Source organism: Pseudomonas sp. ACN5 (genome assembly GCF_002303975.1).
Taxonomy (GTDB): Bacteria; Pseudomonadota; Gammaproteobacteria; order Pseudomonadales; family Pseudomonadaceae; genus Aquipseudomonas; species Aquipseudomonas laurylsulfatiphila.
In genome coordinates, this window is record NZ_MRCP01000002.1 from 411,193 (window position 1) to 436,371 (window position 25,179).

A 25,179-nucleotide genomic window follows, 5' to 3' on the forward strand; every position below is an offset into this window, starting at 1 on the left:
CGCGAGCACTGGACATGCCGCGCAAGTGAGCTCACCTTAGGAGCGCTGTCGTCCAATTCCTAGAAAGTCTGGAGTCCTTATGTCGCTTACCCCTGAGCTGGTTGCCGAACTGGAAGTCCTCGCACTCTTCAACCTGGACAGTTCCCAGGAAGGTCTGAAAATTCATCAGACCGCTGCCCCGAAACACATTGCCGCCGCCAAACGTCTCTTTGAAAAAGAACTGACCGATCAGCCTGATGGTGGCTACCTGACCAGCCTGGGTCGTGATGCCGCGCAAAATGTGCAAAGCGTGCTGACAATTCTTAACGCCGAAGTAACAGCCTGAATTCTGCCGCATCGCCCACGGAGACCCCGATCCAGGGATTTCCGCGGGCACATCCCTCCTGATGTCTGTCTCCACCGATAAAAATCTGACGCCAGAAAAACAAATCAGCTTAAAAGTCCTCGCCTCAAGGCGCTAAACTGCCCCTCATCCGAAGAGCCCCACGTCCGAGCCCTGCGAGCCGGTTTGAGCTGACATGACGCGCACCCATGAAATCCGCCCCGATCTGGACGAGGGAATCGACCGCAAGGTTCTCAGCCAGCTGCGCACACGTTTTCTGAAACTTAACGAAGGGCGCATGGCTCGCGCCATGGAAGGCTTGTCGACCCGCCAGCAAGGGGTCCTGACCTTGCTGCCGCTGTTTTTCCACGTTAATCATCCGCTACTGCCCGGCTACGTTTCCGGTAGTACGCCGGCGGGGCTGTCGAATTTCGAACCGGACGCACATGTCCTCGCAGAAACCCAGCGCCTGACCCGCTCGTTTTCCTACAAGCCTCGCCACGGCAGCAATCCGCCCAGGCCGATTCACGGACTGTTCCTGATGGGCAGCCTCGGCACCCTGGCCCAAGCCGACCAGAGCGACATGGATGTGTGGGTCTGCCATGGGCCGGACCTGACCGAGAACGAACTCGCCGAACTGCGCAAAAAATGCCAGCTGCTGGAAGCCTGGGCCGCTAGCCAGGGCGCCGAAGCGCACTTTTTCCTGATCGAACCGACCCGTTTCGTCCGTGGCGAGCGCGATACCCAGCTGAGTTCGGAGGATTGCGGCACCACCCAGCACTACCTGTTGCTGGACGAGTTTTACCGCACCGCGATCTGGCTGGCCGGGCGTACGCCGATCTGGTGGCTGGTGCCGGTCTACGAAGAATCGAGCTACGACCGCTACACCCATACCTTGATTTCCAAGCGCTTTATCCGCGCCGATGAAACCCTCGACCTCGGCAACCTGGCCTTTATCCCGCCCGGCGAATTTATCGGCGCCGGGCTCTGGCAGCTGTTCAAGGGCATCGAGTCGCCCTACAAGTCGGTACTCAAGCTGCTGCTGACCGAGGTATATGCCAGCGAACACCCCAGGGTCCATTGCCTGAGCCTGCGTTTCAAGCAAGCGGTGTTCGCCAACCGGCTCGACCTCGACGAACTGGACCCGTACGTCGTGGTGTACCGGCGCATCGAGGAATACCTGATCGCCCGCAACGAACCGGAACGGCTGGAACTGGTGCGGCGCGCGCTGTACCTGAAGGTCAATCGCAAACTGACCGGCAGCAGCCGCACCCAGAGCTGGCAACGCTCTTTGCTCGAGCGCCTGGCCCATGAATGGCGCTGGGACCAGCGCCAACTGGCCCTGCTCGATAGCCGCAGCCAGTGGAAAGTCCGCCAGGTCGGCTCCGAGCGGCGGGCGCTGGTCAATGAACTGAACTACAGCTACCGCTTCCTCACCCAGTTTGCCCGACAGGAGCAAACGGTCAGCCGCATCAACAAGCGCGACCTGAGCGTCCTCGGACGTCGGCTATATGCCGCTTTCGAGCGCAAGGCCGGCAAAGTCGAATTCATCAACCCCGGTATCGCCCCGGACCTGGCCGAAGACACCCTGACGCTGGTGCACGCGCCGAACAGGAAAGAACCGGGGCAAAGCCAGTGGGGTTTGTACAACGGCAGCCTGACGGCGCTGGAGTGGGAACATTTCGCGCCGATCAAACGCAGCCGTCACTTGCTCGAGCTGCTGACCTGGTGCCACCGCAATGGCGTAATCGACAGCAGTACCCGCCTGGCCCTGCACCCTGGTACCAGCGACTTGAGCGAGTTCGAGCTGTTCAACCTGCTCGGCAGCCTGCAACAGACTATCGCCCTGCCCTTGCCCACCGTCGCCGAAGAACCTTTGTTGCGCGCCAGCGTGCCGAGTGAAGTGCTGATTCTGGTGAATGTCGGCATCGATCCGCTCAAGCACCATCGTGACCTGAACATCCTGATGACCACCGAGCGCACCGATTCCCTGAGCTACGCCGGGGTTCGGGAAAACCTGGTGCTGACGCTGGACCAGGTCACGCTCAATAGCTGGAACGAAGTGCTGGTGGCTCGCTACGACGGCCCCCACGCCCTGCTCGACTGCATTCGCGATTACCTCAACAACCTGCCCGCCGGGCCGCAACAGCCGAAGCTGAGGGTGCGCTGTTTCTGCCATAACCGCGCGCAGTTCATCGCCCAACGGGTGGAAGACATCCTCGACACCGCGCAGAACCTGCTGCTGAGCCGGCTCAATCATCGCTACCTGATCCAGGTCCAGCAGCACTACCACGTACTGGAGCTGGTGCCGGGACAGGTCCAGCACATCGCACTGGCCACCCTGCCCGCGTTGATCGACTACCTGGGTGAAGAAATGGCGAGCTACAGCCCGCTTCACCTGGATCCAAACGCACTGGAAGAGCACGACCTTGCGCTGTTCCTGCCAACGGGCCAGCCGGACTGCATCCAAGTGTTCTATCGGGTCAACGAAGATCAGGCTGATCTGTACGTGCTCGATGAGTTCAATGCCCTGTGGCAGCAACGCCTGCCCTGGCACGACGAGCAAAGCCTGCTGGTGCCGCTGCAGCGCTTCCTGCAATCGATCCAGTACCGTCGCGATACCCTGTTGCCGATGGACGCTGCCCACCCCTTGAACCTCGACACCCTGTATTGCCAACTGTTGCCGTCAGGCCCTGGCCGGGCGCGTCGCATTGAAGCCCGGCCGGCGCCACAGACGCCAGTGAACAAACCGTTTTACGACGTGCAGGCGATCGTCGGCAAAGCTGCACCGGGTCAGGTGCAGGTGACGTTGTATTGCAATCAACGGGAGTTTTCCGAACTGGAGCATGGCGACCAGCTGTTCAGCGTGGTCGCCCGGGAAATCGTCGGGCAGCGCCGGGAAACCGAGCGCTACCGCTGCTACATCACCGACCTCGACCTGTCAGGCCTGCTCGGCGAAGGGCAGAGTTCCACCCATTTGTACCTGCGTTACAAAGCAGACCTGGAGCAGGCATTGAACGAGGCGCTCGATCAGGTCTGAGGGGATGTCACTCCGGGAACGCACCGCCATTGGCCGGCTGCGATTCGACTTCCAGCAACGTCAGCTTCAGGGTCTTGCCGCCCGGAGCCGGCCAATCGATATGCTGGCCAACCTTCAGGCCGAGCAGCGCGCTGCCCACCGGTGCCAGGATCGAGACCTTGCCTTCGTCGGCATTCGCATCCTTGGGGTACACCAGGGTCAGGTGGTAGTCCTTGCCACTGCCTTCTTCCCGGCAATGCACACGGGAATTCATGGTCACGACATCCGCCGGCACTTCATCGTGGCCGACCACGGTATCGGCGCGATCCAGTTCGGTTTGCAGCGCAATAACGCCCGGCAGCGTGTCGTCCAGGCTGTCGATCAGGCGCTCCAGACGCTGGACGTCCAGACGGGTAAGGGTGATGGAAGGTGCGGTCATGATTTGGGCAGACTCCTTTCTTCTGCACGAAAAAAGCAAAACCCCGCCAGAAAAAGGCGGGGTTTTCACAAGCCTCGGTGGGTTGAGGCGTTACCGGACACTATCACAGCTCAAAAAATATACAAGCTGGGCGATCCAGCTCCCGCGCGGTCCATTGTGGCGAGGGAGCTTGCTCCCGCTGGGGCGCGAAGCGGCCCTAAAAGCTTGCGGTTGCTTCGCAACCGAACGGGAGCAAGCTCCCTCGCCACAAAAGCCTTTATGCCAAGGATTTGCGGTGAGCAGCCTGGGCGCAAATGACACGGCGGCGATCATCGTCCGCCGAGCGCCATTCGCGGATGTCTTCGACATGGCGGAAGCAGCCCAGGCAGACTTTCTGCTCGTCCAGCCGACACACACCGCTGCACGGCGACGGCACCGCCGGGCTGACATTGCTGTAGAGCGGCTTCGGTGGGCGGACAGACGCAGGCTGGGTCACGATCTCACAGTCCTTCGAAATCGAGCTCGACACCGGCCTGCTGCTGGACGATACGCTCGAGCATTTCACCCAACTGCTCTTCACTCTTGTCGCACATCCAGCGCTCGCTTTCTTCGTCGTAGTCGAAGTGGAAACCACCGGACACCGCCGCCAGCCACAGCTGACGCAGCGGCTCCTGGCGACTGAAGATCAACTGGCTGCCGTTCTCGAACTTGACGGTCAGCACACCGGCCGAGCTTTCGAGGTCGATATCCAGGTCGCTGTCGTCAAAGATGTCCTCCAGGGTTTGCTGGGTGGCATCGACCAGGTCGTGGAAACGCGCTTCGGACAAACTCATTACGGCAACCTCAAAAAGTGTCTGATCAGGCTCAAGCGCCGCAAGATACGACCGAGCCCTGCTGAATGCAAAGAATAACGACCGCGGGCCGATATCAATAGGTCAAGTGCTGTACCTGTGGGAGCGGGCTTGCTCGCGAATGCGATGTGTCAGTCGACATCCGCATTGACTGATGCAGCGCTTTCGCGAGCAAGCCCGCTCCCACAATGGATTGCACTTATGTTACGGACATCGGCCCAACCCCCGCCGGACGGGCGGTCCGTTGCATAGGCAAGCTGCCGGGTGGCCGGTATACTCCGGCGCAATTAATGCATTTTCAAGGATTTCGCCATGAAGCGCCTGATCTCTTCCCTTGCTGCGCTCCTCGCGGTTGCCTGCCTTGTGTCGGCCTGCGGTCAAAAAGGCCCGCTGTACCTGCCCGATGAAGACCAGGACCCTGTCGAGCAGGCCAAGTCGTCGCAGCAGCAGCCTGCCTCCAAAGCACACAAGCACGACGTCTACCAATAATAAGGGAACCTCATGGACGCTTTTAACTACCGTGACGGTGAACTGTTCGCGGAAGGTGTTGCCCTGTCTGCCATCGCCGAGCGCTTTGGTACACCGACCTACGTTTACTCCCGTGCACACATCGAAGCCCAGTACCTGGCTTATGCCGATGCGCTGACTGGCACGCCGCACCTGGTGTGCTTCGCAGTCAAGGCCAACTCCAACCTGGGCGTCCTGAATGTCCTGGCGCGTCTGGGCGCCGGTTTCGACATCGTCTCCCGTGGTGAACTGGAGCGTGTACTGGCCGCTGGCGGCAGCGCCGACAAGATCGTGTTCTCCGGCGTCGGCAAGACCCGTGACGACATGCGTCGCGCCCTGGAAGTCGGCGTGCACTGCTTCAACGTCGAATCCACCGACGAGCTCGAACGCCTGCAAGTGGTCGCTGCCGAACTGGGCGTTCGCGCGCCGATTTCGTTGCGCGTCAACCCGGACGTCGATGCCGGCACCCACCCGTACATTTCCACCGGTCTGAAAGAGAACAAGTTCGGCATCGCCATCGCCGACGCCGAAGACGTGTACGTGCGTGCCGCGCAACTGCCGAACCTGGAAGTGGTCGGCGTCGATTGCCACATCGGCTCGCAACTGACCACCCTGCCGCCGTTCATCGACGCTCTCGACCGCCTGCTGGGCCTGGTCGACCGCCTTGGCGATTGCGGCATCTACCTGCGCCACATCGATCTCGGTGGTGGCCTGGGCGTGCGCTACAAGGACGAGGAGCCGCCACTGGCTGCCGACTACATCAAGGCCGTGCGTGAACGCCTCGATGGTCGCGACCTGGCGCTGGTGTTCGAGCCGGGCCGCTTCATCGTCGCCAACGCCGGTGTATTGCTGACCCAGGTCGAATACCTCAAGCACACCGAGCACAAAGACTTCGCCATCGTCGACGCCGCCATGAACGACCTGATCCGCCCGGCGCTGTACCAGGCTTGGATGGACGTCACGGCCGTGCGCCCGCGTCAATCGGCGGCCCGCGCCTACGACATCGTCGGCCCGATCTGCGAGACCGGCGACTTCCTGGCCAAGGATCGTCAGCTGGCCCTGGAAGAAGGCGACCTGCTGGCCGTGCATTCGGCCGGTGCCTACGGGTTTGTCATGAGTTCCAACTACAACACCCGCGGCCGTTCCGCTGAAGTGTTGGTGGACGGTGATCAGGCATTTGAAGTGCGTCGCCGTGAAACGGTAGCCGAGTTGTTTGCTGGCGAAAGCCTGCTGCCGGAGTAAAACCATGCTGCTGCGTTTTACCAAGATGCACGGCCTGGGCAATGACTTCATGGTCCTCGACCTGGTCAGCCAGCACGCGCACATCCTGCCCAAGCATGCCAAGCAATGGGGCGACCGGCACACCGGCATCGGTTTCGACCAGTTGCTGATCGTCGAGGCACCGAGCAATCCGGACGTGGATTTCCGCTACCGGATCTTCAACGCCGACGGCTCCGAAGTGGAACAGTGCGGCAACGGTGCGCGCTGCTTCGCCCGTTTCGTGCTCGACAAGCGCCTGACCGCAAAGCGGCTGATTCGGGTCGAGACCAAAAGCGGCATCATCGAACTGGACGTGCGTAACGACGGCCAGATCAGCGTGAACATGGGCGCCCCGCGCCTGGTGCCGGCGGATATTCCGTTCCAGGCACCGGAGCAGGCCAAGAGTTATCAGGTCGACGTCGACGGCACCCCGGTCGACCTGGCCGCCGTGTCCATGGGCAACCCCCATGCCGTGCTGCGGGTCAGCGATATCAACAACGCGCCGGTGCATGAGCTGGGGCCGAAAATCGAACATCACCCGCGCTTCCCGGCACGGGTCAATGTCGGTTTTCTCCAGGTCATCGACCGGAGCCGCGCGCAGTTGCGCGTCTGGGAACGTGGAGCCGGGGAAACCCAGGCTTGCGGAACCGGCGCCTGTGCCGCCGCAGTGGCCGCGATCAGCCAGGGGTGGATGGATTCGCCGCTATTGATCGACCTGCCTGGCGGGCGCTTGTCCATCGAATGGGCAGGCCCTGGCCAACCGGTGATGATGACCGGCCCGGCAGTGCGCGTATATGAAGGACAAGTGCGTCTTTGAGTGAGCGAAATCCATGACAGACAAGCCTCAGGTACCCGCACGACAAGCTGACGAATCACCGTCCGAAAGCCTGGAGGCGGCGGCTGTTGCCGCGTACCTGGAGGCTCATCCGGACTTCTTCGTCGAGCACGAAGAGCTGCTCCCGTCCCTGCGTATTCCCCATCGACGCGGCGATACCGTGTCGCTGGTGGAGCGTCAGATGACCATTCTGCGCGACCGCAACATTGAACTGCGTCATCGCCTGTCGCATTTGATGGACGTGGCCCGGGACAACGACCGGTTGTTCGAAAAGACCCGTCGCCTGATCCTCGCGCTGATGGACGCCGCCAGCCTGGAAGACGTGGTGATGTGCGTCGAAGACAGCCTGCGTCAGGAATTCCAGGTGCCCTTCGTCAGCCTCATCCTGCTCGGCGACAACGCCATGCCGGTGGGCCGCTGGGTCACTCACGCCGAAGCGCAAGTGGCCATCGGCGGTTTGCTCTCGGAAGACAAAAGCGTCAGCGGCAGCCTGCGCGAGCATGAACTGGACTTCCTGTTCGGCGAAGAACAGCGCAAGCAGATCGGCTCCACCGCGGTCGTCGCCATCAGCCACCAGGGCATCCACGGCATCCTGGCCATCGCCAGCCGTGATCCGCAGCACTACAAAAGCTCGGTGGGCACCTTGTTCCTGAGCTATATCGCTGAAGTCATGGGTCGCGTGCTGCCACGGGTCAACAATTCCCTGCGCTCGGTACGCTGAACATGGAACGACAACTGGACGCTTACTGCGAACACCTGCGCAGTGAGCGGCAGGTGTCGCCGCACACGCTGTCGGCCTACCGCCGCGACCTCGATAAAGTGCTGGGCTGGTGCGTCAAACAGAACATCGGCAGTTGGGCGGCGCTGGACATCCAGCGCCTGCGCAGCCTGATTGCCCGCCTGCACGCCCAAGGGCAATCATCCCGCAGCCTGGCGCGATTGTTGTCGGCCGTTCGCGGGCTCTATCACTACCTCAATCGCGAAGGCCTGTGCGACCACGATCCGGCCAATGGTCTGGCGCCGCCGAAAGGTGAACGCCGCCTGCCGAAAACCCTCGACACCGACCGCGCCCTGCAACTGCTGGAAGGTGGTGTGGAGGATGACTTTCTGGCACGTCGGGACCAGGCGATTCTGGAGTTGTTCTACTCTTCCGGGCTGCGGCTGTCGGAGCTGACAGGACTCAATCTCGATCAACTCGACCTCGCCGACGGCATGGTCCAGGTGCTCGGCAAAGGCAGCAAGACCCGCCTGCTGCCGGTAGGAAAAAAAGCCCGCGAAGCGCTGGAGCAGTGGCTGCCACTGCGGGCCATGGCCAACCCGGCGGACGATGCGGTGTTCGTCAGCCAACAGGGGCGACGTCTCGGCCCACGGGCGATCCAGGTGCGGGTCAAGGCTGCCGGCGAGCGCGAACTGGGACAGAATCTGCATCCGCACATGCTGCGGCACTCCTTCGCCAGCCATCTGCTGGAATCCTCCCAGGACCTGCGCGCGGTGCAGGAACTGCTCGGGCACTCGGACATCAAGACCACACAGATCTACACCCACCTGGACTTCCAGCACCTGGCCACGGTCTACGACAGCGCCCACCCAAGGGCCAAACGCATTAAGGGCGACGATTCATGAGCATTCAGTTGATCACCTTCGACCTCGACGACACCCTGTGGGACACCGCACCCGTCATCGTCAGCGCCGAAGCCATATTGCGTGCATGGCTGACCGAACATGCGCCCAACCTGGGGGCGGTGCCGGTGGAACATTTGTGGGCCATACGCGAACGCATCCTGAGCATCGAGCCGAACCTCAAGCACCGCATTAGCGCCTTGCGTCGGCGCGTGTTGTTCCAGGCCCTGGAAGAAGCCGGATATCCCCATGCCGAGGCGTCGGACCTGGCCGATCAAAGTTTCGAAGTGTTTCTGCATGCCCGGCATCAGCTGGAAATATTTCCGGAGGTGCAACCGACTCTGGAGTTGCTGGCCAACCATTACGCCCTCGGCGTGGTCACCAATGGCAACGCCGATGTGCGTCGGCTGGGGCTGGCGGACTACTTCAAGTTTGCGTTGTGCGCCGAAGACATCGGCATCGCCAAACCTGATGCGCGACTGTTCCATGAAGCCCTGCAACGCGGTGGCGCGACGGCTGATACGGCGGTGCATATTGGCGATCATCCGGGCGATGACATTGCCGGCGCGCAACAAGCGGGGATGCGGGCGATCTGGTTCAACCCGGCGGGCAAGGTCTGGGAAGCGGAACGGTTGCCGGATGCGCAGATTGGCAGCCTGACCGAGTTACCAGCGTTGTTGGCGCGGTGGAACAAGGCTTCGGCCTGACACAAAACCTGTGGGAGCGGGCTTGCTCGCGAATGCGGTGTACCAGTCGACATTGATGTTGGCTGACAGGACGCCTTCGCGAGCAAGCCCGCTCCCACAGTAGATTGTGTTCAACCCGAAAGCTTTGCTTCAGGCATGAAAAAGCCCGCAGCGACGGCGGGCTTTTTCAGCAAGCGGGAAGCAGGCCTCAGATAGGCCGACTGCCGTACTTGTTATCCGGCTTCTTGGGAGGATCGGCGACCACATTGGCCTCCACTTCCTGCACCTTGCCACCACGGGCCAGGAACTCTTCCATGGCCTTGGCCAGGGCGTCGCGTTCCTTGTTCTTGGCTTCGACACTCGGCAGCTCATCGACCGATACCGCTGCCTTGGCCTTGCCTTTGGCGGCCGGAACCGGCGCATCACCGCCGTCGTCTTCAGCGACGTCTTCCGCCGCTGCTTCCAGACCTTCTTCGGTTTCGTCGTCGTCGCCTACTTCGAGGTCGTCGTTTTCCAGATCATCGTCGCTCATGTTCTACCTCATGACTTGCGAAAAGCAGATTAGTTATAGCCCAGCTTTGCCCTCTGTCGAAGGCTGCCGGAAAAAAATCAACAGCCGCTGCTGACCAGCGGTTATGCCTCTTCACCGTGCACGGTGGCGAGGACTTTGCGGGCACCGCCATGGTCGCGGTGCTCGCCCAGGTAAACGCCTTGCCAGGTTCCCAACGCCAGCCGGCCTGCCGAAATCGGCAAACAGAGCTGACAGCCAAGCACGCTGGCCTTGAAGTGCGCCGGGAGGTCGTCCTGGCCTTCGTCGTTATGCTCATAGCCGTCTGCTCCTTGTGGGATCAGACGATTGAAAAACCGTTCGAAGTCGCGACGTACCGCCGGATCGGCGTTCTCGTTGATGGTCAACGACGCCGAGGTATGCTGCAGCCACAAATGCAACAGACCGACCCGACACGCCTTGAGTTCAGGCAGGCCGGCGAGTAACTCGTCCGTTACCAGGTGAAAGCCCCGGGGCCTCGCCCGCAAGGTAATCAGAGTCTGTTGCCACATACAGTTCTCCGCACGTTCGGGGCGCATTCTAGCGCGCTCTGGGAAAAAACAAAGGCCCTAATATTCCTTCAATCATGTAAGCCTTCGACCGTACAAAAACACCCGACCTAAACATCCTGAAACCTGTAGGAAAAAACCTTTCAGCTCACCCCTCAATGACAAATTTCAGACAAAAAAATGCCCGGCAAGCCGGGCAAGTTTTTTATGCGCGTGCTTACAAGTTGTAGCCGCGTTCGTTGTGAAGCGCCAGATCGATGCCGACCGCCTCTTCTTCTTCATTGATGCGCAGACCCATCACCGCATCCAGCACCTTGAGGATGATGTACGTGGCGATCGCGGTGTAGATCACCGTGAAACCTACGCCTTTGCACTGAATCCACACTTGCGCGGCGATGTCGGTCACGGTGCCGAAGCCACCCAGGGAGGGAGCTGCGAACACACCGGTCAGGATTGCGCCGAGGATACCGCCAATACCGTGTACACCGAAGGCGTCCAGGGAATCGTCATAGCCGAGCTTGCGTTTCAGGGTGGTGGCGCAGAAGAAGCACACCACGCCAGCCGCCAGACCGATGACCAGCGCGCCCATCGGGCCAACAGTGCCGGCAGCCGGGGTAATTGCCACCAGGCCAGCAACCACGCCCGAAGCGATGCCCAGTGCGCTAGGTTTGCCATGGGTGACCCACTCGGCAAACATCCAGCCCAGCGCAGCAGCGGCAGTCGCGATTTGCGTCACCAGCATCGCCATACCGGCGGTACCGTTGGCCGCAGCGGCGGAACCGGCGTTGAAACCGAACCAGCCGACCCACAGCATGGCCGCGCCCATCAGGGTATAACCGAGGTTGTGCGGTGCCATCGGCGTGGTCGGGAAGCCTTTGCGCTTGCCCAGCACCAGGCAGGCAACCAGACCGGCCACACCGGCGTTGATGTGCACCACGGTGCCGCCGGCGAAGTCCAGAACGCCCCAGTCCCACATCAGGCCGCCGTTACCGGACCAGACCATGTGCGCAATCGGCGCGTAAACCAGGGTGAACCAGATGCCCATGAACACAAGCATCGCGGAGAACTTCATCCGCTCGGCGAAGGCACCGACGATCAGCGCCGGCGTGATGATGGCGAAGGTCATCTGGAAGGTGATGAACACCGCTTCAGGGAACAGCGCCGCAGGACCGGTCAGACTGGATGGCGTGACACCGGCAAGGAATGCCTTGCCCATGCCACCGAAGAACGAGTTGAAGTTGACGACGCCCTGCTCCATGCCGGTGGTGTCGAACGCGATGCTGTAGCCATAAATGACCCACAGGACGCTGATCAGACCGGTAATGGCGAAGCACTGCATCATCACGGAAAGAATGTTTTTCGACCGGACCATGCCGCCGTAGAACAGCGCGAGGCCGGGAATGGTCATGAACAGCACCAAGGCTGTAGAGGTCAACATCCAGGCAGTGTCGCCAGAGTTGAGGACCGGGGCCGCCACTTCGTCTGCCGCCAAAGCAAGGCTGGGCATTACGATGGACAACAGGGCTCCTAGCCCTGCGAATTTACGCAGAGTCATATTGTTTTCTCCTGGGGCGTTGGGTTTGTGGCGGCTTAGATCGCGTCGGTATCGGTTTCGCCGGTACGGATGCGAATCGCCTGTTCCAGATTGACCACGAAGATCTTGCCGTCACCGATCTTGCCGGTGTTGGCAGCCTTGGTGATGGCCTCGATTACCCGGTCCAGATCCTTGTCGTCGATGGCGACATCGATCTTCACCTTGGGCAGGAAATCGACCACGTATTCCGCGCCGCGATACAGCTCGGTGTGACCCTTCTGCCGACCAAAGCCTTTGACTTCAGTGACGGTAATGCCCTGCACGCCGATCTCGGACAGCGACTCGCGTACGTCGTCCAGCTTGAACGGCTTGATGATGGCAGTGACTAGCTTCATGAAAACTCTCTCCCGAATTGGTGGACTTGCCCCAGGAAAACAAACCCGTCTCAAGTCTAAGCGCAGTGCCTGGCTTTGTAACGCATCGTCGGCCTTACCTGCCCGTCCGACGCCAGCTAACCGCTCCTTGCGAAGCACTCCCCGTGATTCGCCTGGCGCACTGCATTCGTCACAGCGACTGCATCAGTGCATGGGTCACCAGCATCTAAGCAGAAAGCTTGCCATCTCCACAAAACCGACTGTTTTCAAGCCTTTACCGGCGGATGGCGGATACTTCGCGACAACACCCGGCACGTTACGCACAACAACGGTGCGACGCCGCCCGTCCCGATGCGCGAAAACCGTGCACCCTTTGCCCGCGCAAATGACTATAGACACTGCGTGATACACTGCCCGCCATTGTTTCCAGGACATTGCCCATGCTCGCGCCAAAAGACTTCCTCGACGCCCTGACCGGCACCGCCTCCCGCCTCTTCAGCGGTGACACGCCTCTGCCGAAAGCCGAAATCGAAAGCCAGTTCAAAATGTTGCTGCAGAGCGGCTTCAGCAAGCTGGATCTGGTGAGCCGGGAAGAGTTCGATAGCCAGATGGTTGTACTGGCACGCACGCGGGCGCGGCTGGAGGCTCTTGAAACGAAGGTCGCGGAGATGGAAGCGAAGCTGAATCCGCCAACCGAGTAACCCGCTTTGAAACACAGCCCCCTGTAGGAGCTGCCGAAGGCTGCGATCTTCTGATCCCAAGCCCCGCAAAAATCCCGGCAACGTCCTACAAACATCACACCGCCGTCCGATTGCGTCGCCAGGTATCCGATCTCTAAGCTCATCCCCGCTGAATGTTCAGCACTGGGTTTGGCGACCTGGAAAAACCCCGACGCACTACGACCACATTCGAAATAGGGAGTTTCTCCCCATCTTGAGTTATGGCAGCTGTGCGTGGGAGACCTTAAGGTCTGCCGGTTTTTCGGGCGTCACCGGTTCGCCAACCCGCGCATGGCTGCCACCCTTTTCGTTTGGCGACGATCAGAGGCAGTTTCTCTTCACTCGACCCCGAGAACTGCACGATGGAAGAAAACTACCTAACCCCCCAGATCTTCACCCGCCACAAACTCCACCTCCACGCCCTCCTAATACAAAACCAACCCTGGTTCAGCGCCCGCGACCTGGGCCGATTACTTCGCATCTACCTCAACGACCGCCAAGTCCAAAAACTCGATCCTGACCAATACCAAACCACCCAAACCCTCATCTACGGCCGCATCGAAAACACCCTGCTGATCAGCGAATCCGGTGTTTACGCCATGCTCGTCTACCACTACTGCCCCGAATACCGAGCCTTGCGTGAATGGCTCACCCACGAAGTCGTCCCCGCCCTGCGAGACGCCCAACACCCCACCACAACCGAACGCCCACAACTGAGCCTGCTCAATTGGCCTGAAATGTCGTTGAGCTTGCTGCACTGGAATAACCAGCCGTGGATTCGATTGCAGGATGTGCCGCAGATGATGACAGAGCGTGAGCTGGCCAGACGCCCGGCAAAACCGTGGTGGAAGCGGGCTTCATGCGTCCTGCAGTCGCTTTGAATATTTAACGTTCAACCACGCTCGATCTGGGCTGAGCGCAACTCATAGGTCGATTGCAGATTCAGCCAGAAATCGGGTGTGGTGTTCAGGTGGATGGATAGCTTTTGCGCCAGACCAACACTGACACCGCTCCGCAGATTCACAACATCGCTTATTTCCGCCTCTGGCTCGCTCAACGAGCGAGCCAGAGCATCGGTTGTAACGCCCAGCGGCTTCAAAAACTCCTCGCAGAGAATTTCGCCAGGATGAATCGGGCGCATCCCATTCCTGTTCATTCACACCTCCTACGACTGCATTCAGCGAGATCATAAGCAGCAGCCTTCATCCGGCAAGACCATCCACCCTCTTTCACCGATGTCCTTCATCTGTCTCGGCAGGGTCCTACAAAAAGCAGCTCTCCGGCCTGATTTATTCCCCAGCCCCGTTCCCCCTACGCTTTTCGCCTTGATATTCCATAGACGTTAGCAATGAGAAGAAATGGGAAAGGCACGCAGGAGGTGCGTATGAGCCCAAAAAAGCGAAAGGCGAAGCTGTTACAAGTTGTTGAGCTTCACGCCGAAGCACGTCGTTTGGCTGGAAATTTATCGGCCAATCAACGACGCTTTATTGAAGTCGCCATCGCGCGCGGTAAAGAACTTGAGCCTGGTGGTTGGTTGGCCGGTGGACGAAGCTGAACTTCTTTCGTGAAAGAAACCGTCTAAATGGCGGTTTTTTTGTACCTCGCCAATGCCCTGGTTCGTAACCGCAATATCTCGTGAAATTTTGCCCACGTAACCACCCCACCAATTCCCTCTCCCCCGTCTACCCTTCACAAACCCGCAGGAAGCGGTGCTCTTCAACTCAAGGAACGACCATGTCCCTCTCCATCGTCCACAGCCGCGCCCAAGTCGGCGTGGAGGCGCCTGCCGTCACCGTAGAAGTTCATCTGGCCAACGGCCTGCCATCCCTGACCATGGTCGGTCTGCCCGAGGCGGCGGTGAAGGAAAGCAAGGATCGGGTGCGCAGCGCGATCATCAATTCGGGGCTGCAATTTCCGGCGCGGCGAATCACGCTGAATCTGGCGCCGGCGGATTTGCCCAAGGATGGCGGGCACGGGTTAGATAACGGTATTGACATCACACCCGTTAGTCATCACTACTATGGACATAACGGCTTATCTTTGGCCGTACCGTGCGTCAATTCCCAGCTCCCGATGAGGAGTATTGGAGTGAGGTAGAGTGTTCATGGCAAGACTTGAGTCGATTCGTTTCACTCCACATCGCTTAGTCCGAGAGGAAGAAATACATAGCTGGAACCCTATCAACAGAGGAAAAATCTTCGATGGCCTTCCGCAAATTTTTTGGAGTAACTCTGCTCCTTGGCGAGAGGCAAACCTTTGGGCAATGGAGAGAGTCACAACCGGCGAAGTTGATGTCCAAACAGTTCAATCAAACATGCGTGCATTACACACATATGCAAACTGGCTAGAAGAAACGGCTACTGGATGGTGGGAGTTTCCAACAAAGAAAAAAGATAGATGCCTGGTAAGGTATCGAGGTTTTCTTATTGAATCTAGGGATAAGGGTAGTCTAGCGTCATCAACCGTTTCTCAAAGAATGAGAGATGTAATTCATTTCTATCGCTGGCTAAAAGCCTCAAAACTATTATCTGATGATTGGCCTACTTGGGAAGAAAAAACAATTGGTATAAGGCTAACCAACTTATATGGCCTCGAGCGCACTCTTTCAATTTCGACGACTGACCTTGCAATACCAAATCGCAAAATCGTTGGCGCGAAGCTTGAGGGAGGGTTACTCCCAATATCTGCATCCAACCGTGACCTACTCCTAAACTTCGCTTTAAAAGAGGCTAGCAAAGAACTATTTTTATTTCTGACGCTGGGTTTTTATACCGGAATGCGAATAGGCAGTATTGCCGACCTAAGAGTAGCAACAATTACCCGGGCGGTACCTGACCCTTCGGCAGATGGATTATACCTACTCTCGCTTGGCCCCAGTGCGTCACCTTCGGTTCATACAAAATTCAGCGTTAACGGCCAAGTTTGGATAACCAAAACCCATCTTGATGCACTTAAAGAGTATGCCTACAGTACTCGGAGGCTCAAACGGGTTTCAAAGGCGAAAAGTGAAGACAAGGACCTACTGTTTCTTACCAACAACGGAGCCTCCTACGCGAGAGATGGTTCAGATAGAAGCTCTGCTATCAATGAGCAAATGCATAGACTGCGAAAAAGCGCGCTCTTATCTGGAATGACGTGGATGAGAAATTTACACTTCCATCAGTCCCGATGTACTTTTGCAACAGAGCTAGCAAAACTTCTAATCCCGATTATTGGCTCCACACTTACACTAGCAATAATTCGGGAAGCCATGCTCCATAAAGACGAAGCCACTTCTAGAAAATATATCCAGTTTGTCGAAAGCTCCCCCGGTAAAGAAGCTGCTGCAAACGCCTTCACTTTAGTCTTCTTGGGGCTCGCAACAAAACATAGCAGCGTAGACAATGTCTAAAAAACACCCGCTCCCGAATCTTACCTTTCCAACCGTAATTTTCGGTCGTTACGAAGCTCACTGGGACTTTAAGCCGCTACTGTACGTTGGTGGAGCACGCCTCCAACTACGCGTGGCCAAGATAATGATAGAGGACTCAAAACTTGGAACCCCTATCACGCAGCGAATAGAGATTATAGAAAAGCTTCATGATGAAGTTGAGGCTCGGATAGTCGCCGGTGGTAGTCGAGCAACGGCTAAAGGCAACGTAGACATTATTCGACGCTTTGTAGCCTGGATCGATGACAAAAACAAAGAGCTAACAACTGAAAGTATTGCAAGCTGTTTTATTCAGTGGACAGATCATCTCCAGCACAAGGTTAAAGTCGAAAAAACAATAAGTTTTAATTCTGCGTTTGGTCAAGCTACACAACTCGCCTCACTGATAGATGAAGCATTAGAACTTAAATATGGAATCATGAAGCAGTCAGGCCTGCGACGAAAAGGAAGAAAGTCCACAGGAAAAGCAAGCGACAAACAAAATCTCAGCCACACATTTAAATTCGGCAATATGTTGATAGACATCGCTGGCCAGCTTCCGGCAGATAAAATATGGGGTGAGTTGCCTGTAAAAATACAGCTTCGCGCTGGATCTACACTTACCGAATGGTCAGGCCTTCGAGACCCTCTGACATTAAAACAGAACATACAGCCCCGTCCTGAACGGGAAAAATCCAAGTCAGAAGCAAGAGAGCTCCATATTGCAGAAAAGACTTGGCGAACACGCTATCCACTAATTAATCTAAGGATCGAAACCGAGTTACTTATATTCATTTCTCAAACAGGCATGAATTTAACTCAAGCATACAAGCTTGAGAGGGGCAAGTTTTCCTATCAAACACATCACGATGGTTACCAAGTCAGAAGAGTATACAAAAATCGAAGGCAGGGCGAAGTAGAATTCGAAATATTTAGCGAGTATCGAGAAGTTTTAGACCGATATCTACGCTGGCTTGATGCTGTTTTTCCGAATCAAGATGGTCTCCTATTCCCGGTGAGTTCTCCCCGTGAAAGAAATCCACTTTTAGCACCCAATTTTTATGCAGTGAGAACCAGATGTAAAAACGTTGGAGTAAAATTCATAGGCCCGCGATTACTAAGGAACACTAGAGTCAACTGGCTCCTTCGCCGCACTAATGACCCTCAACTGATAGCTGAAATGAGTCAACACACCCAAGAGGTTTTACTTAACATTTACGAGATCCCTAATCACCAAAAAGCGGCGATTGAGATAAGCAGGTTTTTGTCCCTTCAAGATTTGGATTCACCCGCCCCTGGACCAGGATCATGTGTGAATGCAGACCCCAAGGCCATCAGCGGTACCCCTGAACAGGCGCCCCAACCAGACTGCGTAAATCCCGCAGGCTGCCTATTTTGCTTCTATCATAGGGACATCGATAGCTTCGAACACGTCTGGTCTCTAGCGAGCTATAGGCATTATAAAACACACGAATTAGTGATTTACAAAGACACAAAGATGGATGCGGAGTTACACCCCGCTAAATTAGTCGTTAAACGAATCACTGAAAAGCTTGAGTACATTTCAGATCAAAGTGAAAAGCATCGTAAGTGGGTAAAGGAAGCGAAAGATAGAATCTATGAAGAAGACTTCCACCCATACTGGGACGGCTTCATTTCTTTAGCTGAGGAATTCACATGAGTATCAATCCGTCCGTCTTAGCCCTTCAGATTGACATGCCCATGGTCGATCCAAGCTCAGAAAATTATCGTCCTGAGAGTTGGCCACCACCTGATGACTTTCCTATCGTTATCGATGCTAAAGGCAATATCATCAGCAGGTACGGTGACCCTGTATGGAACATCTGGCCATGGACGAACAGCATATCCGTTATAAACTTTTGTGACGGCCCGGCTAAAAGGTATAACTCTCCAACGCTCTCCAAAAAAAACGCGGATCTATTACGTCAGATCGCTGCTTGGTGGCTATATGGACCTAGAGCGATAACTTCAGCGAATTCTTTAATAAAGCGCATTAATGTTATAAGACCGGTATTTTTACTATGCTCAAAAAACGGAATATCTGTTGACCAACTTTCTAGATTTCCAGCAATTTCCGACCAGTTATCGGCCACCACGAGCTCCTCTCGAGCTGAAGCCATGCTTCATATTCTGCATTCAGTATATGAGCAGAGGGACAAAATTGGATACATGATTTTAGACCAGGAAGGTTTGCGTCGTCTTGCTTCCAATCTTCCTGATCATAATACTCGGCAAACCCCTTATATTCCCCCACGTATTTGGAAATATCAGGTAAAGCGATTACGCGAATTTCTCGAAGATTTCCATACCCATCGTGAACAAATAGAAGCGTGTTATCATTTTTGCCTCAGCGCATACGTTCAAAATTATGGTTCATTAGAAGAAGTGTGCACGGTCTTAGAAAAACCAAGGAGCACATGGAGTAGGCCATTTCAAATAGGAACTCCACTCAAAGGGCGAACGACCGGGGCTGTGTTTCATGGTCCATTTTCTGATACAGCTGAGAACTTCGGGATTGCCGAACTGTTGAAGAAGTGGGTTTCTGTCGATGGCGACCTTGATGGGGCCGGCAAAAGCGTCTCTTTATTATCTAAATATTTTTCACTCACTACTTTTGTGGGCATGGCGTATATCATGAACTTTTCGTTAATGAGAGTTGATGAGGCCTGGTCATTGCGATCCGATTGTTTCAGCTCTGAGGTTGACATTGAATTCGGTGAAATTTACATGTTGACCGGAGAGACAACAAAAACAATAGAAGATGATGATGCTCGCTGGATAACTTCTGCATCTAGCAAGTTAGCCGTGGATGCAATGGCTATAGTCGCTAAGCTCAGGACTATTTGCGCAGTAGCAAATCCAGACTTAGAGGTGGCTTCCGAATTCGAGAATAATCCTTGGCTTACAACTAGAAGCTACGAACCATGGCGCGGAACACACAACGCGAATGCGGATATGGCAGTAAGACCATCCTACCCTAGCTACGCCTCACTTGTTAAAATTTATCCTAATCTTTTTGACAAGCATGAAATAACAATTACGGATGATGATCTGAATGTTGCACAAGCGATAACTCCAAGCTTAGACATAAGCCAGTTTCGTGTCGGAAACCTTTGGCCATTCGCTTGGCATCAGTTACGTAGGACAGGAGCGGTAAATATGCAAGCCTCTGACATTGTGTCCGATGCCTCATTGCAATATCAGCTAAAGCATCTCACCCGTACAATGTCAATTTATTACGGACGAGGGTATTCTCGAATCAGGCTAAATCAGTCCGCATGTGGCGAATACATTAGAACAATGTATGAAGTCGTAGCCAATGAGATGTCAAAGCTCTTCACCGACCGCTTCGTTAGCCCTTACGGTGACAATAGGAAGCAAGATATTTTAAGAATGGTAGATGTCACCGATGTCAAAAGCCTTAATCAGGCCGCCAAAAATGGAAAACTTAACTGGCGAGAGACATTTTTTGGAATATGTACCAAGGAAGGGACATGTCCACATGGAGGCTGGGACGACGTTTCTCAATGCGGTGGCCAAACACAAAAAAGTGCTTGCGTGCATGGCCTGATTGATCGTGACAAGGAATCAAGAATTAGACACCTATTAAACTTGATTAAAGAACGCCTAAATAAAGCATTACCCACGTCGCCATTGTATCGTTCATTAAATGCCCAATTCAGCGCTATAGAGAATACCCTACATGTCATTAATAAGTGAAAGATCGGTTACTAATGCAGAGAGTAATTTTCGCCTGGCCTTTGAGAGGCTAAAAAATAATCGCCCTCAAAATATACCTATTGGCAGTCAAGTAACTCAAAATAATATTGCCAAAGAAGCAGGGTGTGATCCATCAGCTTTTCGAAAGTCTCGGTATCCTGAATTGATAGCGGAAGTTAAGCACTGGATTAGCGAGAATTTACAAGAGGCACCATCTTCGCCCAGGAAAACGCTGCTTGCTCAGCGTAGAAATAATCGCTCGCTGAGGGAACAAATAATCGCGTTAAAGGCTGAAAGAGACATAGCACTGTCGATTTTACTTGAAGCTGATTCAAAAATTCTTGAGCTTACCCAAGAGAATTTACGTCTGGCGCGAATGCTGCCAGACACCAACGTTACCCCAATATTGAGCGGATCTAACGACAAGCATTAAAACTACGGTTCCGTGTGCGAAATTGCACTCCACTTGACCACCCGTTTGCATTCGACGTGACCGGTCATTTGCATTCGTTCTGAGCACCGATTGCATCGGATTTGACCAGCACGCTTCGTGGCCATGATCGGCAGAGAACGGCCAAAAGCGGCCTGTGGGCAGGCGCTCTTGGCTGCTGGAGGTTAAGCGCTCTGGCCGAGTTTCTCGGCCAGATAATCCCCCATCATTTCCAGTCGATCATTGCCCCAAAACAGTTTCGAATCCGCGATCATGGTAGGCGCTCCGAATACCCCACGTTGCACCGCTTCGTCGTTGTTAGCCTCAATGGCCTGCTTGAATCGCTCGTCGGATGCTGCCTGGATGATCGCTTGCCTGTCCAGCCCTACAGCAACCGCCAAATCGCCAAGGACCCCCAGCTCGCTGATATCCAGGTTCTCACTCCAATACGCTTGCATCACATTGAAGATAAATGCCGCCCCTTTACCCTGTTCGATGGCGTAAGCGCTGCAACGCAAGGCCCGGGAAGGACGCAACGGAAATTGCGGGTGGTAGCGCAGCGACAAGCGTCGCAGTCGGGCCCAATCCTGCAAGTCCTGTTGAAACCACTGCACAAAGGCCGGCGATGCTTCCAATGGCCGACGACCGCCGATGCGGTCGATCAGGTTGGCCAGGTGCATGGGCCGCCACTGAATGTCCCGTCCATGGGCTGCGGCGATTTCCCGCAAGCGCGGCATTGCCACATAGCACCAGGGGCTATGGAAGTCGAAGAAGAATTCTAACGGGGCGCCCGCATTGGCAGCTATTGGTGTACTGAAGCGGCTGAGGTCGACCTTCGCTCGTTCGTGATGGCCGCTCATGACCTGCCGTCCCTGCTGGGTGGCGCGCACAGCAAAACGAAGGGTGCGGCCCCTGGTCGATTCCAGAATCGCTTCGCACTGTACCTCGATCCCCGGCCAGGCAGGGCTCGAGTGCTCAATTTCAACTCGTGTACCCACCGTGCCCCATCCCGGATCACTGAAAGCCTGCACACCGCTGCCCGCCGTTTCCTCGAGCATCGCGATCAACGCCGGTGTTGAGACCACCTGCACACCGGCATTGCCGATGGCGGCAGCTGTCTGCTGCAATCCGGGCACAAATGCACAGTGATGCCTGTGGCCAATTAACGTTGCACTCATGCCAACTCCTCCAACTGCGCCGCCATCGCCTGGGCCTTCAGCTCGCGTTTGAGTATTTTTCCGCTGGAGGTCATTGGCCATTGGCTGACTACAAACACCCTGGCTGGATGCTTGAATCCAGCGATTTTTCCGACACACGCCTGCTTGATCTGCGCAACCGAGAGCGCTTCGCCAAACTCGACCGCAGCGGCCACCACTTCACCATAGAAAGGATCAGGCATGGCGAACACGGCGATTTCGGTAATGGAGGGGTGGGCACGCAGAAGGTTTTCGACTTCCACCGGGTAGATATTCTCACCTCCACGAATGATCATGTCGCGCAGCCGCCCTCCTACCAGTTCCACTCGGCCATCGGCAGCCAGGCGCCCAAGATCGCCCGTCTGCATCCAGCCATCGGCGTCGATACAGCGGGCAGTTTCCAGCGCATCGCGATGATAGCCAAGCATTACCATCGGCCCGCGCACATGGACTTGCCCGGTTTCGCCCGACGCCAGCTCCTGGCCGTTGTCCGGGTCACAGATACGCACCTGCATGCCTGGTAACGGCATCCCTGCGGTAGTGAAGCGCTGAGGGCTCTTATAATTATCCAGAGCGATCAGGGTGCTGGCTTCGGTCTGGCCATACACCTGCACTAGGCCCGGAATCGGGAAAGCTTTGGCACAACGTTCGAGCAAGGCTGGATCACAATCGGCGCCGCCGCAAGTACCCGCGCGCAACGTTCCAAGGTCATATTTGGCTCGCTCCGGGTGGTCGAGCATGGCCAGATAAGAGGTAGGGACACCCGTAAGCAGCGTACAACGTTCGGACTCCACCAGACGCAGCATTCGCCCGGCATCGAAGGCACTGATACCCACATAAGTGGCCCCCGCTGCCAGCGCGGACAGCACATTCATAATGCAGCCCGCACAGTGAAATAACGGAATGATGGAAGTCCAACGATCCTCGGCTGTCGCCCCCAGGCGCGCAACGGTGCCGCGTGCATTCATCAGCATTCCTTCAAAGCACAATTCGGCCCCTTTCGGCCGCCCCGTGGTGCCGGAGGTGTACTGGATGCTGGCCAACTCACGAGGCGACCAGGACCAAGCCTGGAAAGGCAACTCAGGCGCGTCGAGCATCAGTGTCGGGTAACTCCAGCAACCCTCGACCTGAGAGCCTGGCTCGTCGAAGCAGATCACTTCGCGCAGCGCTGGCAAGCGGCTGCGTGAAGCCAGTGTCATGGCCAAGAAATCGCTGGAGCGAAAACGCTCGGAAAGCAGGATGGCCACCGACTGGCTGTGGTCCAGCACATGCAGCAGATCGTCCTGGCGAAAATGCGTATTAATCGGCACCAACACTGCACCAATGGCGGCAATGGCCACCTGCGCAATCGGCCATTCGATGCGGTTTTCCGCCCATAGTGCTACTGAGGCACCGGGCTGAATACCGCGCCGCCGCAAGGCACAGGCTAGCGTCTGGGAGGCCAGCAACCATTGGCTGAAGGTCAGCCGCTGAGGTGTGGAGTCAAATACCAGTGCTTCCTTGTCGGGCCATCGGCTAGCGCATTGCAACAGCATCGCATAGGGATTGTCGGGCAGGGATTCGTAAGCGAGGCGAGATTCATCCGATGTCATGAAAGTGTTACCTATTGGATTCGAGGGGCGATTGGCTCAGCATTGGGTTAGGCCTTGCTATCTACTGCTGGCGTCAGTGGCAGCGACGCGGGCAAGCGCAATCGGCGGCTCACCAAACAGTAGAGCGCTCCCGTACCCACCAGACCGATCACCCAGGAGATATCTGCGTCGTTCAGCAGATGCGCTATAGGGCCGGTGTAGAAACGGGTGGAAATGAATGGCAATTCCATCAAAACGCCACAGCAGTAGGTGGCGATCACGGGCCAGTTCCAACGGCCATAGCGGCCTGCGGGATCGTTGAGCGCGGCCAGGTCATAGCGCGTGCCGTTGACGAAGAACACATCGGCCAGGCTGATGGCGCTCCAAGGCGTGATGAACGCCAACAGGAAGATAAGGAAGGAGGAAAACGCGCTAATGAAGCTATGAGAACCGGCCAGCGCGATCAGCACCGCGACGGACACCATTCCCAGCACATAGATAAATCGATGGGCCAGCGACACTTTGCTGACGCCGCGGAACGCGCTGACAATGGTAGCGCTGGACATATAGCTGCTGTAAGCGTTGAGGGTCATCATGGTGATCTTGCCGAAACCGACCACCACATACAGGAACAGAGCCAACACGCCAGTCGAACCCAGGCCAACAACGAACTCTACCTCGCGGCCCGAGAACGCCGCCCCCGCGAGGGCCGCAGCAAATACTCCGAAGGTCATAGCCGCCTGCGACCCCAGCACTGTCCCCAGCGATGCAGCGAGGAAAATCTTGAGTTTGGAGGTGTGGCTGGGCAGGTATCGGGAATAGTCCGCCACGTATGGCCCGTACGAAATCTGCCATGCGGCGGCCAAGGAAATGGAGAACACGAAGTTGGCGGGAACGAAGTGACGGTTGTCCAGCAGCAGATGGATATCGTGCTGGGCCAGCAAGGCCCCGAACATGTAGATGAAGGCAATCACCCCCACCACGCTGGCCACTTTGGCAATGGAGTGAATAGTGCGATACCCAAGGGTGGCCAACAGCAAGGTCACCAGACCGAATAGCACGATACCCTGCCAGTCAGCGATGGATAACACCTTTGCCACGGCTTGCCCGGCGAGCAGAGTGCCCCCCGCCGAAAAACCCACGTACAACAGACTTACCAACACCAAGGGAATGACCGCGCCATAAACGCCGAACTGCACACGGCTGCGGATCATCTGCGGTAGGCCGATCGCCGGCCCTTGGGCGGCTTGTAGTCCCATTACGATGCTGCCGAGCATCTGGCCGATCAAAAGGCCGATCAGCGACCAGAACACATCGCCCCCCAGCACCACTGCCAAGGCACCCGTGACGATGGCGGTGATGTTCAGGTTCACACCCAGCCATAGAGTGAACTGACCGAATGCGCTGCCATGACGCTCGCTTTCCGGAATGAAATCGATGGAGCGGGTCTCAATGACCGACCTCGGTGCAACAGGCACATTTGAACGAGCCATGGGCAAATCCTCAATATTATTAGAGAAGCGTCTGCGCCAGATCAGCGCGTTTTTGGGAAAGGACGGCAGGCCAGGAATAGACAGAGGTTAAGCGGCGGGATATATAATTAAAAATATGAAGTCTTGATACGGCGTATT

Annotated in this window: 26 protein-coding genes and 1 pseudogene; 16 read left to right on the plus strand and 11 right to left on the minus strand. The window is 56.4% G+C overall.

What is annotated here, in order from left to right; translation table 11 throughout:
* Positions 1-79 precede the first annotated feature (79 nt).
* Both BSF40_RS05120 and BSF40_RS05125 read left to right on the plus strand, forming a co-directional pair.
* Positions 80-325, plus strand: a complete 246-nt coding sequence (locus BSF40_RS05120) for a TIGR02647 family protein (RefSeq protein ID WP_007980796.1) — start codon at positions 80-82, stop codon at positions 323-325.
* Between the two features lie 193 nt (positions 326-518).
* The gene (locus BSF40_RS05125; RefSeq protein WP_095964310.1) at positions 519-3,362 is read left to right on the plus strand and encodes a class I adenylate cyclase; all 2,844 of its coding nucleotides are present in this window, start codon (positions 519-521) and stop codon (positions 3,360-3,362) included.
* 7 nt (positions 3,363-3,369) lie between these two features.
* Here BSF40_RS05125 and rnk read toward each other — a convergent pair whose 3' ends face one another.
* The 3 genes from rnk to cyaY all read right to left on the minus strand — a co-directional run bounded on the left by rnk (position 3,370) and on the right by cyaY (position 4,592).
* Positions 3,370-3,780 (minus strand): nucleoside diphosphate kinase regulator, encoded by a 411-nt coding sequence (gene rnk, locus BSF40_RS05130; RefSeq protein ID WP_007980800.1) that lies wholly within the window; start codon positions 3,778-3,780, stop codon positions 3,370-3,372.
* A gap of 256 nt (positions 3,781-4,036) precedes the next feature.
* Entirely contained in the window at positions 4,037-4,255 is a 219-nt protein-coding gene (locus tag BSF40_RS05135) for a DUF1289 domain-containing protein (protein WP_095964311.1), read from the minus strand.
* 4 nt (positions 4,256-4,259) lie between these two features.
* Complete coding sequence (gene cyaY / locus BSF40_RS05140) at positions 4,260-4,592, minus strand: iron donor protein CyaY (protein WP_007980802.1); 333 nt, start codon at positions 4,590-4,592, stop codon at positions 4,260-4,262.
* A gap of 330 nt (positions 4,593-4,922) precedes the next feature.
* Here cyaY and BSF40_RS05145 point away from each other — a divergent pair, with 330 nt between their 5' ends.
* The 6 genes from BSF40_RS05145 to BSF40_RS05170 are packed head-to-tail and all read left to right on the plus strand — an operon-like array spanning position 4,923 to position 9,539.
* Positions 4,923-5,099 (plus strand): lipoprotein, encoded by a 177-nt coding sequence (locus BSF40_RS05145; protein ID WP_007980804.1) that lies wholly within the window; start codon positions 4,923-4,925, stop codon positions 5,097-5,099.
* A 12-nt stretch (positions 5,100-5,111) separates the two neighbouring features.
* Positions 5,112-6,359, plus strand: coding sequence for a diaminopimelate decarboxylase (gene lysA / locus BSF40_RS05150; protein WP_095964312.1), 1,248 nt, complete (start codon positions 5,112-5,114; stop codon positions 6,357-6,359).
* A 4-nt stretch (positions 6,360-6,363) separates the two neighbouring features.
* Positions 6,364-7,194 (plus strand): diaminopimelate epimerase, encoded by an 831-nt coding sequence (dapF, locus tag BSF40_RS05155; protein ID WP_095964313.1) that lies wholly within the window; start codon positions 6,364-6,366, stop codon positions 7,192-7,194.
* A gap of 13 nt (positions 7,195-7,207) precedes the next feature.
* Positions 7,208-7,933: a DUF484 family protein gene (locus BSF40_RS05160; protein ID WP_015097340.1), complete on the plus strand. Its 726-nt coding sequence runs from the start codon at positions 7,208-7,210 to the stop codon at positions 7,931-7,933.
* 2 nt (positions 7,934-7,935) lie between these two features.
* Positions 7,936-8,835, plus strand: coding sequence for a tyrosine recombinase XerC (gene xerC / locus BSF40_RS05165; RefSeq protein WP_015097341.1), 900 nt, complete (start codon positions 7,936-7,938; stop codon positions 8,833-8,835).
* Positions 8,832-9,539: an HAD family hydrolase gene (locus BSF40_RS05170; RefSeq protein ID WP_095964314.1), complete on the plus strand. Its 708-nt coding sequence runs from the start codon at positions 8,832-8,834 to the stop codon at positions 9,537-9,539. Before xerC ends, BSF40_RS05170 begins: the two co-directional genes overlap by 4 nt.
* 187 nt (positions 9,540-9,726) lie before the next feature.
* Here the strand turns inward: BSF40_RS05170 and sutA are convergent, their stop codons facing one another.
* From sutA to glnK, 4 genes are all read right to left on the minus strand, one after another.
* Positions 9,727-10,050, minus strand: a complete 324-nt coding sequence (gene sutA / locus BSF40_RS05180) for a transcriptional regulator SutA (protein ID WP_007989490.1) — start codon at positions 10,048-10,050, stop codon at positions 9,727-9,729.
* 101 nt (positions 10,051-10,151) lie between these two features.
* Entirely contained in the window at positions 10,152-10,577 is a 426-nt protein-coding gene (locus tag BSF40_RS05185; protein WP_015097344.1) for a secondary thiamine-phosphate synthase enzyme YjbQ, read from the minus strand.
* A 214-nt stretch (positions 10,578-10,791) separates the two neighbouring features.
* Positions 10,792-12,129, minus strand: coding sequence for an ammonium transporter (locus BSF40_RS05190; protein WP_015097345.1), 1,338 nt, complete (start codon positions 12,127-12,129; stop codon positions 10,792-10,794).
* Between the two features lie 35 nt (positions 12,130-12,164).
* A complete protein-coding gene (glnK, locus tag BSF40_RS05195) occupies positions 12,165-12,503 on the minus strand; it encodes a P-II family nitrogen regulator (RefSeq protein WP_002555808.1) in 339 nt (112 codons plus the stop codon).
* A gap of 419 nt (positions 12,504-12,922) precedes the next feature.
* Between glnK and BSF40_RS05200 the strand changes: the two genes are divergently transcribed.
* Complete coding sequence (locus BSF40_RS05200; RefSeq protein WP_007980822.1) at positions 12,923-13,183, plus strand: accessory factor UbiK family protein; 261 nt, start codon at positions 12,923-12,925, stop codon at positions 13,181-13,183.
* 380 nt (positions 13,184-13,563) lie between these two features.
* The gene (locus BSF40_RS05205; RefSeq protein WP_095964315.1) at positions 13,564-14,082 is read left to right on the plus strand and encodes a Bro-N domain-containing protein; all 519 of its coding nucleotides are present in this window, start codon (positions 13,564-13,566) and stop codon (positions 14,080-14,082) included.
* 11 nt (positions 14,083-14,093) lie between these two features.
* Here the strand turns inward: BSF40_RS05205 and BSF40_RS05210 are convergent, their stop codons facing one another.
* The gene (locus BSF40_RS05210) at positions 14,094-14,357 is read right to left on the minus strand and encodes a HigA family addiction module antitoxin (RefSeq protein WP_095964316.1); all 264 of its coding nucleotides are present in this window, start codon (positions 14,355-14,357) and stop codon (positions 14,094-14,096) included.
* Positions 14,358-14,585: 228 nt separating this feature from the next.
* Here BSF40_RS05210 and BSF40_RS32670 point away from each other — a divergent pair, with 228 nt between their 5' ends.
* The 6 genes and pseudogenes from BSF40_RS32670 to BSF40_RS05230 all read left to right on the plus strand — a co-directional run bounded on the left by BSF40_RS32670 (position 14,586) and on the right by BSF40_RS05230 (position 20,784).
* Positions 14,586-14,756: a hypothetical protein gene (locus tag BSF40_RS32670; protein ID WP_172435669.1), complete on the plus strand. Its 171-nt coding sequence runs from the start codon at positions 14,586-14,588 to the stop codon at positions 14,754-14,756.
* A gap of 179 nt (positions 14,757-14,935) precedes the next feature.
* Positions 14,936-15,172, plus strand: a pseudogene (locus tag BSF40_RS05215) (magnesium chelatase domain-containing protein); the annotation flags it as partial.
* A gap of 133 nt (positions 15,173-15,305) precedes the next feature.
* Positions 15,306-16,592 (plus strand): site-specific integrase, encoded by a 1,287-nt coding sequence (locus BSF40_RS05220; protein ID WP_095964441.1) that lies wholly within the window; start codon positions 15,306-15,308, stop codon positions 16,590-16,592.
* Complete coding sequence (locus tag BSF40_RS31550; RefSeq protein WP_141249704.1) at positions 16,585-18,291, plus strand: site-specific integrase; 1,707 nt, start codon at positions 16,585-16,587, stop codon at positions 18,289-18,291. The genes BSF40_RS05220 and BSF40_RS31550 overlap by 8 nt, the downstream gene beginning before the upstream one ends.
* A complete protein-coding gene (locus BSF40_RS32965) occupies positions 18,288-20,351 on the plus strand; it encodes a hypothetical protein (protein ID WP_141249705.1) in 2,064 nt (687 codons plus the stop codon). Before BSF40_RS31550 ends, BSF40_RS32965 begins: the two co-directional genes overlap by 4 nt.
* Complete coding sequence (locus BSF40_RS05230; protein ID WP_178081981.1) at positions 20,335-20,784, plus strand: hypothetical protein; 450 nt, start codon at positions 20,335-20,337, stop codon at positions 20,782-20,784. Before BSF40_RS32965 ends, BSF40_RS05230 begins: the two co-directional genes overlap by 17 nt.
* Before the next feature lie 182 nt (positions 20,785-20,966).
* Here BSF40_RS05230 and BSF40_RS05235 read toward each other — a convergent pair whose 3' ends face one another.
* The 3 genes from BSF40_RS05235 to BSF40_RS05245 are packed head-to-tail and all read right to left on the minus strand — an operon-like array spanning position 20,967 to position 25,041.
* Positions 20,967-21,959: a DsbA family protein gene (locus BSF40_RS05235; RefSeq protein WP_095964318.1), complete on the minus strand. Its 993-nt coding sequence runs from the start codon at positions 21,957-21,959 to the stop codon at positions 20,967-20,969.
* A complete protein-coding gene (locus tag BSF40_RS05240; RefSeq protein ID WP_095964319.1) occupies positions 21,956-23,569 on the minus strand; it encodes a class I adenylate-forming enzyme family protein in 1,614 nt (537 codons plus the stop codon). The genes BSF40_RS05235 and BSF40_RS05240 overlap by 4 nt, the downstream gene beginning before the upstream one ends.
* 47 nt (positions 23,570-23,616) lie before the next feature.
* Positions 23,617-25,041 (minus strand): cytosine permease, encoded by a 1,425-nt coding sequence (locus tag BSF40_RS05245; RefSeq protein ID WP_095964320.1) that lies wholly within the window; start codon positions 25,039-25,041, stop codon positions 23,617-23,619.
* Positions 25,042-25,179 lie beyond the last annotated feature (138 nt).

Coding starts and splice junctions, on each gene's coding strand:
- glnK (WP_002555808.1), bottom strand. CDS start 12,503: ATGAAGCTAGTCACTGCCATCATCAAGCCGTTCAAGCTGGACGACGTA.
- BSF40_RS05230 (WP_178081981.1), top strand. CDS start 20,335: ATGTCATTAATAAGTGAAAGATCGGTTACTAATGCAGAGAGTAATTTT.
- BSF40_RS32965 (WP_141249705.1), top strand. CDS start 18,288: ATGAGTATCAATCCGTCCGTCTTAGCCCTTCAGATTGACATGCCCATG.
- BSF40_RS05145 (WP_007980804.1), top strand. CDS start 4,923: ATGAAGCGCCTGATCTCTTCCCTTGCTGCGCTCCTCGCGGTTGCCTGC.
- BSF40_RS05190 (WP_015097345.1), bottom strand. CDS start 12,129: ATGACTCTGCGTAAATTCGCAGGGCTAGGAGCCCTGTTGTCCATCGTA.
- BSF40_RS31550 (WP_141249704.1), top strand. CDS start 16,585: ATGTCTAAAAAACACCCGCTCCCGAATCTTACCTTTCCAACCGTAATT.
- sutA (WP_007989490.1), bottom strand. CDS start 10,050: ATGAGCGACGATGATCTGGAAAACGACGACCTCGAAGTAGGCGACGAC.
- BSF40_RS05160 (WP_015097340.1), top strand. CDS start 7,208: ATGACAGACAAGCCTCAGGTACCCGCACGACAAGCTGACGAATCACCG.
- BSF40_RS05170 (WP_095964314.1), top strand. CDS start 8,832: ATGAGCATTCAGTTGATCACCTTCGACCTCGACGACACCCTGTGGGAC.
- BSF40_RS05200 (WP_007980822.1), top strand. CDS start 12,923: ATGCTCGCGCCAAAAGACTTCCTCGACGCCCTGACCGGCACCGCCTCC.
- rnk (WP_007980800.1), bottom strand. CDS start 3,780: ATGACCGCACCTTCCATCACCCTTACCCGTCTGGACGTCCAGCGTCTG.
- cyaY (WP_007980802.1), bottom strand. CDS start 4,592: ATGAGTTTGTCCGAAGCGCGTTTCCACGACCTGGTCGATGCCACCCAG.
- BSF40_RS05120 (WP_007980796.1), top strand. CDS start 80: ATGTCGCTTACCCCTGAGCTGGTTGCCGAACTGGAAGTCCTCGCACTC.
- dapF (WP_095964313.1), top strand. CDS start 6,364: ATGCTGCTGCGTTTTACCAAGATGCACGGCCTGGGCAATGACTTCATG.
- xerC (WP_015097341.1), top strand. CDS start 7,936: ATGGAACGACAACTGGACGCTTACTGCGAACACCTGCGCAGTGAGCGG.
- BSF40_RS05205 (WP_095964315.1), top strand. CDS start 13,564: ATGGAAGAAAACTACCTAACCCCCCAGATCTTCACCCGCCACAAACTC.
- BSF40_RS05125 (WP_095964310.1), top strand. CDS start 519: ATGACGCGCACCCATGAAATCCGCCCCGATCTGGACGAGGGAATCGAC.
- BSF40_RS05185 (WP_015097344.1), bottom strand. CDS start 10,577: ATGTGGCAACAGACTCTGATTACCTTGCGGGCGAGGCCCCGGGGCTTT.
- BSF40_RS05210 (WP_095964316.1), bottom strand. CDS start 14,357: ATGAACAGGAATGGGATGCGCCCGATTCATCCTGGCGAAATTCTCTGC.
- BSF40_RS05235 (WP_095964318.1), bottom strand. CDS start 21,959: ATGAGTGCAACGTTAATTGGCCACAGGCATCACTGTGCATTTGTGCCC.
- lysA (WP_095964312.1), top strand. CDS start 5,112: ATGGACGCTTTTAACTACCGTGACGGTGAACTGTTCGCGGAAGGTGTT.
- BSF40_RS05245 (WP_095964320.1), bottom strand. CDS start 25,041: ATGGCTCGTTCAAATGTGCCTGTTGCACCGAGGTCGGTCATTGAGACC.
- BSF40_RS05220 (WP_095964441.1), top strand. CDS start 15,306: ATGGCAAGACTTGAGTCGATTCGTTTCACTCCACATCGCTTAGTCCGA.
- BSF40_RS32670 (WP_172435669.1), top strand. CDS start 14,586: ATGAGCCCAAAAAAGCGAAAGGCGAAGCTGTTACAAGTTGTTGAGCTT.
- BSF40_RS05240 (WP_095964319.1), bottom strand. CDS start 23,569: ATGACATCGGATGAATCTCGCCTCGCTTACGAATCCCTGCCCGACAAT.